Origin of the sequence: Pseudomonas sp. NFACC04-2, from assembly GCF_900119265.1 — a bacterium.
GTDB lineage: Bacteria > Pseudomonadota > Gammaproteobacteria > Pseudomonadales > Pseudomonadaceae > Aquipseudomonas > Aquipseudomonas fluorescens_AA.
The window spans coordinates 1-6,976 of sequence record NZ_FPJC01000049.1; the positions used below are offsets into that span (position 1 = coordinate 1).

At 61.2% G+C, this 6,976-nt stretch carries 4 protein-coding genes; 2 read left to right on the plus strand and 2 right to left on the minus strand.

Annotation, left to right across the window (positions count from 1 at the left end; all coding sequences use genetic code 11):
* Positions 1 to 371 precede the first annotated feature (371 nt).
* Both BT125_RS28155 and BT125_RS28160 read right to left on the minus strand, forming a co-directional pair.
* On the minus strand, positions 372 to 1,982 hold the full coding sequence (locus BT125_RS28155) for an ATP-binding protein (RefSeq protein ID WP_072412421.1): 1,611 nt from the start codon (positions 1,980 to 1,982) through the stop codon (positions 372 to 374).
* A complete protein-coding gene (locus BT125_RS28160) occupies positions 1,979 to 2,701 on the minus strand; it encodes a response regulator (RefSeq protein WP_072412424.1) in 723 nt (240 codons plus the stop codon). Before BT125_RS28160 ends, BT125_RS28155 begins: the two co-directional genes overlap by 4 nt.
* Positions 2,702 to 3,564: 863 nt before the next feature.
* Between BT125_RS28160 and BT125_RS28165 the strand changes: the two genes are divergently transcribed.
* A complete protein-coding gene (locus tag BT125_RS28165) occupies positions 3,565 to 6,456 on the plus strand; it encodes a ribonucleoside-diphosphate reductase subunit alpha (RefSeq protein ID WP_060741041.1) in 2,892 nt (963 codons plus the stop codon).
* Between the two features lie 243 nt (positions 6,457 to 6,699).
* Positions 6,700 to 6,976, plus strand: a 277-nt coding sequence (locus BT125_RS28170; RefSeq protein ID WP_256573856.1) for a transposase, incomplete at its 3' end; no start/stop codon positions are given.

Here is a 6,976-nt window from a genome sequence, read left to right on the forward strand (position 1 = left end):
AACGTTTTGAGCCAGCGACCAATAGCTTCGCGGGTGCTGTCGATCACTTGAGTGCTGTTCAGATCTTCGCGATAAGCGACGATTTCGGCCTTGGCTACATCAATACCGATAACCGTTGAGGAGGTAAGGATTGTCATCTCGAATCCTCGGAGCTAGGGTTTAAATGCTTGTCGGGGTCTACCGTAGCGCTGGCTTGCCTCTATCGTCGGTTTTACCGATGAATTCCTTATCGGCGCTTTAGGTAGAAGGGGCGGGACGAGAAGTCTCCCACGGTCCGTACTGGCTAGAGTCGGAATCGAGCTTTTAGTCCCGCCCACCCCTTCAAGTCTAAACATACAAGCGAACTTGCTCGCGATGAGGCACCGCCTCTCTCAAGACCTGTCCTGATGCCTCGGCCAACTCAGGCTGAAACAGGCGCCCCCCAGGCTTTTACTCTTGCCGATCAACGCCCGGCCATCGTGCCAGTGGATGATCCGCCGCACGATCGACAGCCCCAGCCCATGACCGCCCGACGCGCGGGCGCGGCTGTCGTCCAGGCGCAGGAAGGGTTTGAAAATCCGCTCCCACGCCGCTTCCGGCACGCCGGGCCCGTCATCTTCCACGTCCACCCGACAGCGCAGCTGGCCCACCTGGTAGCTGACCGTGACCTTGGAGTGGGCGTGGCGCATGGCATTGCCCACCAGATTCTGCAAGGCACGATGCAGAAAGCGTGGCTCGGCCTCGACCCAGGCGCCGTCGCAATCGGCGGCCGACAGGCATAGACCACGCTCGACCGTGATCCCGGCCCGCAACGGCCCCAGCTCATCGATCACCTGATTGACCAGCGCATCCAGATCCACCCGCTGAAAATTCAAGGCCGGCGAACCCTGCTCCAGCCGCGCGTAGGTGAGCATTTCGTCCACCAACCGATCCAGGTCTTCGATGTCGTGGTCCATGCCCGCCAGGTATTTATCCCGGGCCTGGGGCGTGGTGGCGCTGCCGAGCATTTCCAGGCCAAACCGCAGGCGCGCCACCGGGGTACGCAATTCGTGGGACACCGCGCGTACCAGTTCGCGCTGGATCGCCAGCAGTTGCTGCAAGTGCTCGGCCATGCCATTGAACGCCGCCGCCAATCGCCCGACCGAGTCGGCGCCTCGGGCCGGCACCCGGGTTTCCAGGCTGCCCTGGGCGATCTGGGTGGCGGCCGACTCCAGACCGCGCAAGCGACGCTCCAACTGACGCACCAACAGGTAGACGATCAACCCGATCAGGCTCAACCCCAGCGCCGCGATCAGCACCAGCCATTGCGGCGGATAAGGGTTCATCTGGTACAGCGGACCGATCTCCAGGACCCAGGGTGTGCCGACCATGCCGGCGAAGACCCGGATCGAATCGCCGCCCTTGCCCAGCGCCATCACCGTATCGCCCTCGGACACGCGACGGCGCTGGTCTTCATCCATGTCGGCCTGCTCGGCGGTCATGAGTCGCAGGTCGAAACCAAACCCTTTCTCCTGCTCCAGTTGCGCCAGCCGCTTGGGTTGCTCGGCCACGGGGTAGCGCACCAGCTCATCGGCCAACAGGTAAATGGTCGCGCGGGCCAGTTGCTCGCTGATCTGCTGGACTTCCCCGACCAACATCAATTGTTCGGTTTCATTGACCAGCCGATAGACTTTTGCCGCATGCGGCCCGGTCTGCTCGACCAATGCCTGGCCGCGCAGTACGCGGGTACGCTGGCCGAGATCGAGGTCGGTCTGGGAGAAGGTCTGCACCGCCAGAGGAATACCCAGCAGGCGCTCCCACACCAGCAGCGCCCGGCGGCGCTCGGTGTCGTTCATGGGCCGCAGGTTGTCGGCCATCAACGAAAACGTGCCGTGAGCCAGGCGCTCGCGGTATTGCTCGCCGCGAGTCTGGTTGAGCAGGTGCAGGGCCAGCACACCGAGGACCGCCACCAGCACCAGCGCCGCGCACATGCCGCCATAAATACGCAGGAAGATCGAATTCACGGCGCCAAGTCTGCGCAAGCTTCGGGGACGAACAGGTAGCCTTTGCTGCGGATGGTCTTGATCAGCCGTGGATGATCCGGGTCGTCGCCGATCTTGGGCCGGATGCGCGAAATACGCACGTCGATGGAGCGGTCCTGGCCGTCATAGCCGATGCCGCGCAGGGCGGTGAAGATTTCTTCCCGGGACAGGATGCGCCCGGCATTGGACACCAGCAGCCACAGCAGGTCGAATTCGGCGCTGGTCAGCTCGATACCGTTGCCCTGCAACCAGGCTTCGCGCAGGGCGTCGTCAACCACCAGCGGGCCGAATTGCAGGCGCCGCGGCTTCTGCGCCACGCTCGGCTCCGGCTCGCTGCGTCGCAGCAGGGCCTGGATCCGCGCCAATAGCAAGCGCGGGCGCACCGGTTTGCAGACGTAATCATCGGCGCCCAGGTCCAGGCCCTGGATCTGATCGGTGTCGTCGGTGCGGGCGGTGAGCATCAGGATCGGCCCATCATAGTGCTCGCGCACCTTGCGGCAGATACTAAAGCCGTCTTCGCCGGGCAGCATCAGGTCGAGGACCACCAGGTCCGGCTGCTCGGCGATGATCCGCGCCGCCGCCACCGCACCGTCGCCTTCGATGGCAACACGCAACCCGTTGCTTTCGAGGTATTCCCGGGTCAGCTCGGCCAGACGCTGGTCATCCTCGACGATCAATACCTGCCAGGCTTCTTGTTCCACTGGGGGACCTTTTGGCTGATTAGCTAAATAAGGAGAGGCGTGTTGCCACTATCACTGACAAAGCACGAACCCTGTGGGAGCGAGCTTGCTCGCGATGGCGGTGTGTCTATCAGCCTCCATGCTGCTGCTCCGACGCTATCGCGAGCAAGCTCGCTCCCACAGGTTGGGTCCTGCGCCTTCCCGTCTTTTTGTCATGTTAAAGGGGGATAAACACACCCAGACACGGGCCGATTGTATAAACGTCGCCTGCACAGAAAACAAGCGGACAAATGCGTTTCGGTCGGGTGGGTTTTATGTGGTAAGGTCCGCGCCCGCAAAAAACCTTCAGGCTGTTTTCGGATCGTCGAAACCGGTGAAAAAAGGTCCACTCCAGCTAGGTCGCGGCCTACAGAGCAGTTCCACGTTTCGCACACAAATTACGCACAGGCTTATCCACAGGTAGTACGTTGCATACCCCCCAAAAACGCATTATCTTGTAGCCCGCCGCGTAAAAATCCCTACATGTAGGGTTTCAGGCTAAAAACCAAACACAAGTCGGGCAGGGAGTTCAAGCGCTTTTCTTGCTTCTGTTCAACTGAAACATCGCATTTCCCCAAGCCCAGACCGCCCCTGCGGATGGCAGCTGTTTCAAGGTCGAAAACGACCGAAACGGTACGGGTGTTGCAGTCAATTGCTGCCACCCCGGCAATCCGGTTTCGAGCCTCGCTCGCAACCTGAGAACTTCGGATGGAAGCGGCATTAAACGCCTGCTTCCTACTGTCCCGAAGTTGTTATGCCCGGCGCCAGTCGGTTGTAGTGCTTCAGGACGGAACGGTGGGCACCGTGATGGTGCCCAAACAAACATAAAGAACGTGGAGACACCCATGCACACCGACACAACTCGCGAGAACCCGCAGGGCACCGCGCCGCTGGCCGCCGATTCGAGCCCGGATCTGTCCGCCACCGCGCCGGGCCAACTGCGTGTGATCAAGCGTAACGGCACTGTCGTTCCTTACACCGATGACAAGATCACCGTCGCCATCACCAAAGCGTTTCTCGCAGTTGAAGGCGGCACCGCTGCCGCTTCGTCGCGAATCCACGACACCGTGGCCCGCCTGACCGAACAGGTCACCGCGACCTTCAAGCGTCGCATGCCCTCGGGCGGCACCATCCACATCGAAGAAATCCAGGACCAGGTCGAACTGGCCCTGATGCGTGCCGGCGAGCAGAAAGTGGCCCGCGACTACGTGATCTACCGTGACTCCCGCGCCAAGGAACGTGCCACCCGCTCCCCGGCCGACGCACCGGTCCAGGCCCACCCTTCGATCCGCATCGCACGCGCCGACGGCAGCCTGGCGCCGCTGGACATGGGCCGCCTGAACACCATCGTCACCGAGGCCTGCGAAGGCCTGGAAGAAGTCGATGGCGACCTGATCCAGCGCGAAACCCTGAAGAACCTCTATGACGGCGTCGCCCTCAAGGACGTCAACACCGCGTTGGTGATGACCGCCCGGACCCTGGTGGAGCGCGAGCCAAACTACTCCTTCGTGACCGCCCGCCTGCTGATGGACACCCTGCGTGCCGAAGGCCTGAGCTTCCTGGAAGTCGCCGAGAGCGCGACCCACCACGAAATGGTCGACCTGTACGCCAAGGCGTTGCCCGCTTATGTCGCCAAGGGTATCGAGTTCGAATTGCTGAACCCGGTCCTGGCCGAATTCGACCTGGAAAAACTCGGCAAGGCGATCAACCACGAGCGTGACCAGCAGTTCACCTACCTGGGCCTGCAAACCCTGTACGACCGTTACTTCATCCACAAGGACGGTATCCGTTTCGAACTGCCGCAGATCTTCTTCATGCGCGTGGCCATGGGCCTGGCCATCGAAGAGAAGCAGCGCGAAGACCGTGCGATCGAGTTCTACAACCTGTTGTCGTCCTTCGACTACATGGCGTCGACCCCGACCCTGTTCAACGCCGGCACCCTGCGTCCACAGCTGTCGAGTTGCTACCTGACCACCGTTCCGGACGACCTGTCGGGCATCTACGGCGCCATCCACGACAACGCCATGCTGTCGAAATTCGCCGGCGGCCTGGGCAACGACTGGACCCCGGTTCGCGCATTGGGCTCGTACATCAAGGGCACCAACGGCAAATCCCAGGGCGTCGTGCCGTTCCTCAAAGTGGTCAACGACACCGCCGTTGCGGTCAACCAGGGCGGCAAGCGCAAGGGCGCGGTCTGTGCCTACCTGGAAACCTGGCACATGGACATCGAAGAGTTCATCGAGCTGCGCAAGAACACCGGTGATGACCGTCGTCGTACCCACGACATGAACACCGCCAACTGGATCCCCGACCTGTTCATGAAGCGTGTCTTCGACGACGGCAAGTGGACCCTGTTCTCGCCATCCGAAGTGCCGGACCTGCACGACCTGACCGGCAAGGCTTTCGAAGAGCGCTACGAGTACTACGAAGCCCTGACCGAGTACAACAAGATCAAGCTGTTCAAAGTCGTCCAGGCCAAAGACCTGTGGCGCAAGATGCTCTCGATGCTGTTCGAAACCGGCCACCCATGGCTGACCTTCAAGGACCCGTGCAACCTGCGCAGCCCGCAACAGCACGTGGGCGTGGTCCACAGCTCGAACCTGTGCACCGAGATCACCCTGAACACCAACAAGGACGAGATCGCGGTCTGCAACCTGGGCTCGATCAACCTGCCGAACCACATCGTCGACGGCAAGCTGGACACCGCCAAGCTGCAACGCACCGTGAACACCGCCGTGCGCATGCTCGACAACGTGATCGACATCAACTACTACTCGGTGCCGCAGGCGAAGAACTCCAACTTCAAGCACCGTCCGGTCGGCCTGGGCATCATGGGCTTCCAGGACGCCCTGTACCTGCAGCACATCCCGTACGGCTCCGATGCCGCGGTCGAGTTCGCCGACAAGTCCATGGAAGCGGTCAGCTACTACGCGATCCAGGCATCCTGCGACCTGGCCGACGAGCGTGGCGCCTACGAGACGTTCCAGGGTTCGCTGTGGTCCCAGGGCATCCTGCCGCTGGACTCGCAACAGATCCTGATCGCCCAGCGCGGCCAGAAGTACATCGATGTCGACCTGAACGAATCCCTGGACTGGGCACCGGTTCGCGCCCGTGTGCAGAAAGGCATCCGTAACTCCAACATCATGGCCATCGCACCGACCGCCACCATCGCCAACATCACTGGCGTGTCGCAGTCGATCGAACCGACCTACCAGAACCTGTATGTGAAATCGAACCTGTCGGGCGAATTCACCGTGATCAACCCGTACCTGGTTCGCGACCTCAAGGCTCGCGGCCTGTGGGACTCGGTCATGATCAACGACCTGAAGTACTACGACGGTTCGGTGCAACAGATCGAACGCATCCCGCAAGAGCTCAAAGCGCTCTACGCCACCGCGTTCGAAGTGGATACCAAGTGGATCGTCGACGCCGCCAGCCGTCGCCAGAAGTGGATCGACCAGGCTCAGTCGCTGAACCTGTACATCGCCGGCGCTTCGGGCAAGAAGCTGGACGTGACCTACCGCATGGCTTGGTACCGTGGCCTGAAAACCACTTACTACCTCCGCGCCCTGGCCGCCACCAGCACCGAGAAGTCGACCATCAACACCGGCAAGCTGAACGCGGTTTCCAGCGGCGGCAACCACGGTGACGATTCGGTCCTGGCTGCTCCAGCAGGACCTGCGCCAGTGCCAAAGGCCTGTGCGATCGACGAGCCGGATTGCGAAGCTTGCCAATAAGCTGAGCCGGTAGGCGCGTAAAGGCGCCTGCTGAAAGAAGCCCCCGATAGACCGCTGGTTTATCGGGGGCTTTCTTTTGGGTGGAGGAAAGTGGCGCCTGGCCTGGCCCCATCGCGAGCAAGCTCGCTCCCACCTTTGAGCTGCGTATACAGGACCCTATGGGAGCGAGCTTGAACTGGCCTAATGATTTTGGACACTTCAATCGGGCGCTATGATGGCGCCCAAATCTGAGGTGTTTTGGTTATGCGTAAATCTTACTCCAGTGAGTTCAAACTCAAAGCGGCCAGCATGGTGCTGGACGAGGGACAGTCAGTTCCCGAAGTCTGCGCCAGCCTGGATATTGGGCCCACGGCGCTTCGCCGCTGGGTCGATCAGGTTCGTAAGGAGCGGTTGGGTTCAACCCCGGTGGGCGCCAAGGCGATTACCGCTGATCAGCGTGAAATTCAGCAGCTCAAAGCGTTGCTCAGGCAAAAAGACCTGGACATTGAAATCCTAAAAAAGGCCAGTGCTCTCCTGCTTT

Bases quoted from the DNA above. Each gene is read 5' to 3' on its own strand.
- BT125_RS28165 (WP_060741041.1), top strand. From the start codon at position 3,565: ATGCACACCGACACAACTCGCGAGAACCCGCAGGGCACCGCGCCGCTG.